Genomic DNA, 2,186 nt, shown 5'->3' with positions numbered 1-2,186 from the left:
CCGGCATCACCGGGGCGACTGGGGCGGTAGCCGGCGCTTATATTGCCGATATCACTGATGGCGATGAGCGCGCGCGGCACTTCGGCTTCATGAGCGCCTGTTTCGGGTTCGGGATGGTCGCGGGACCTGTGCTCGGTGGGCTGATGGGCGGTTTCTCCCCCCACGCTCCGTTCTTCGCCGCGGCAGCCTTGAACGGCCTCAATTTCCTGACGGGCTGTTTCCTTTTGCCGGAGTCGCACAAAGGCGAACGCCGGCCGTTACGCCGGGAGGCTCTCAACCCGCTCGCTTCGTTCCGGTGGGCCCGGGGCATGACCGTCGTCGCCGCCCTGATGGCGGTCTTCTTCATCATGCAACTTGTCGGACAGGTGCCGGCCGCGCTTTCGGTCATTTTCGGCGAGGATCGCTTTCACTGGGACGCGACCACGATCGGCATTTCGCTTGCCGCATTTGGCATTCTGCATTCACTCGCCCAGGCAATGATCACCGGCCCTGTAGCCGCCCGGCTCGGCGAAAGGCGGGCACTCATGCTCGGAATGCTTGCCGACGGCACAGGCTACATCCTGCTTGCCTTCGCGACACGGGGATGGATGGCGTTCCCGATCATGGTCCTGCTTGCTTCGGGTGGCATCGGAATGCCGGCGCTGCAAACAATGTTGTCCAGGCAGGTGGATGAGGAACGTCAGGGGCAGCTGCAAGGCTCACTGGCGGCGCTCACCAGCCTGACCTCGATCGTCGGACCCCTCCTCTTCACGGCGATCTATGCGGCTTCTATAACAACGTGGAACGGGTGGGCATGGATTGCAGGCGCTGCCCTCTACTTGCTCTGCCTGCCGGCGCTGCGTCGCGGGCTTTGGAGAAATTCTTCAAATTCCCGTTGCACATAGCCCGGCAATTCCTTTCCCTGCTCTGCCATAAGCGCAGCGAATGCCGGGTAATACTCGTCAACGATCTGATAGAGAAGGGTTTGCTCGGGTCGGTGGCTCTGGTAACGACCAGTATCCCGATCCCGGCTGGCCGTCCTGGCCGCCACATGAGGCATGTTCCGCGTCCTTGCAATACTGTGTTTACATACAGTCTATCGCTTAGCGGAAAGTTCTTTTACCCTCAGCCGAAATGCCTGCCGTTGCTAGACATTGCCAGCCAGTGCCCGTCACTCCCTGTCGTCTGGGCGTTCCTCTGGGCTAAACATCGACATGATCCGGCGCTTAATATCGCCGTCCTTGTTGACCAGCGTCTTGGTCACGAAGGCCGCGTATTCTTTGGCGTTGTCGTACCCTTTCCAGACCTCGTGGGGGTCAAGAGCGTAGGCGCAAACCCGCCCAGCGACTGGGATTCTGACCAAGGCGCGTTCTGTCTCAAGGTGGGGTTCTAGGGATTTTCCCCTCTAAAAAGACATAATCCTCTGTAGACCACACCAATAAATGGCTGCGGAGGTGGGTTACTACTTATAAGTGTGGCAAATTAGGTAAATATCGTACATTTAATACGGAACAGCCCTGATATGGCCATCAAAAACGAAATTACTATTCTCACGAGAGCAGAACAGGCAGATCTTTATTCCCCACCCATTTTTTCAATCGAAGAACAATGTCTGTACTTTTCTCTGAACGATGCGGAATTGGCAGTTTTTCGGTCATTTCGTCTCAGAGCTCATAGATGTTACTTTGTCGCGATTTTGGGATACTTCAAATCAAAGCCCGTCATCCTAGATATCGCTTACTCGCAGGTTTCTAAGGATTTAATGTTCATCAGTAAAGAGCTGCTTGGCGGCAAGGGGCTCAGACCATTCACTCCCTCACAAAAACAAAAAGATCGACTCTACGCAAAAGTATTAGACCTTGCTGGTTATCACAAATGGGACGAAAGTCAGCACTTCAATTCTCTTTTCGACCACCTTGTTCAGGTGGGCAATGCCTGGCTGGAGCCGCGTTACCTCTTTGATACTGCTATTGAATTCCTAACCAGTCACAGCATTGCTATCCCTAGGTACACCGTACTCCAGAGACTGATAAGCAGAGCGATGCAGCAGGTCAGAAAAGACCTGGCGCACCAACTTAATCAACTCACCAGTCCTGAACTTCACGTCTTTCTGGACAGCATAACAGCCATTGATGACGGACTAAGCCTGAACCAGCTCAGAGGCGGTGCAAAAAGTCTGACCGTACCTGAACTTAAAAAAGAGCTTG

Annotated in this window: 2 protein-coding genes and 1 pseudogene; 2 read left to right on the top strand and 1 reads right to left on the bottom strand. The window is 54.7% G+C overall.

The window, feature by feature from the left end; translation table 11 throughout:
- On the top strand, positions 1-884 hold an 884-nt coding region (locus tag R7070_RS24535), incomplete at its 5' end, for a TCR/Tet family MFS transporter (protein WP_318141327.1).
- Here the strand turns inward: R7070_RS24535 and R7070_RS24530 are convergent.
- A pseudogene (locus R7070_RS24530) lies at positions 830-1,039 on the bottom strand (IS91 family transposase); the annotation flags it as partial. The gene R7070_RS24535 and the pseudogene R7070_RS24530 overlap by 55 nt on opposite strands.
- A 462-nt stretch (positions 1,040-1,501) precedes the next feature.
- On the opposite strand from R7070_RS24530, the gene R7070_RS24520 reads away from it, so the two are divergent.
- Positions 1,502-2,186, top strand: a 685-nt coding sequence (locus R7070_RS24520; RefSeq protein WP_318141326.1) for a DUF4158 domain-containing protein, incomplete at its 3' end; no start/stop codon positions are given.

Origin of the sequence: Vibrio sp. 1557, from assembly GCF_033340175.1 — a bacterium.
Taxonomy (GTDB): Bacteria; Pseudomonadota; Gammaproteobacteria; order Enterobacterales; family Vibrionaceae; genus Vibrio; species Vibrio alginolyticus.
The sequence above is the reverse complement of the archived record's forward strand: the minus strand, read 5'-3'. Positions and strand labels throughout refer to the sequence as shown.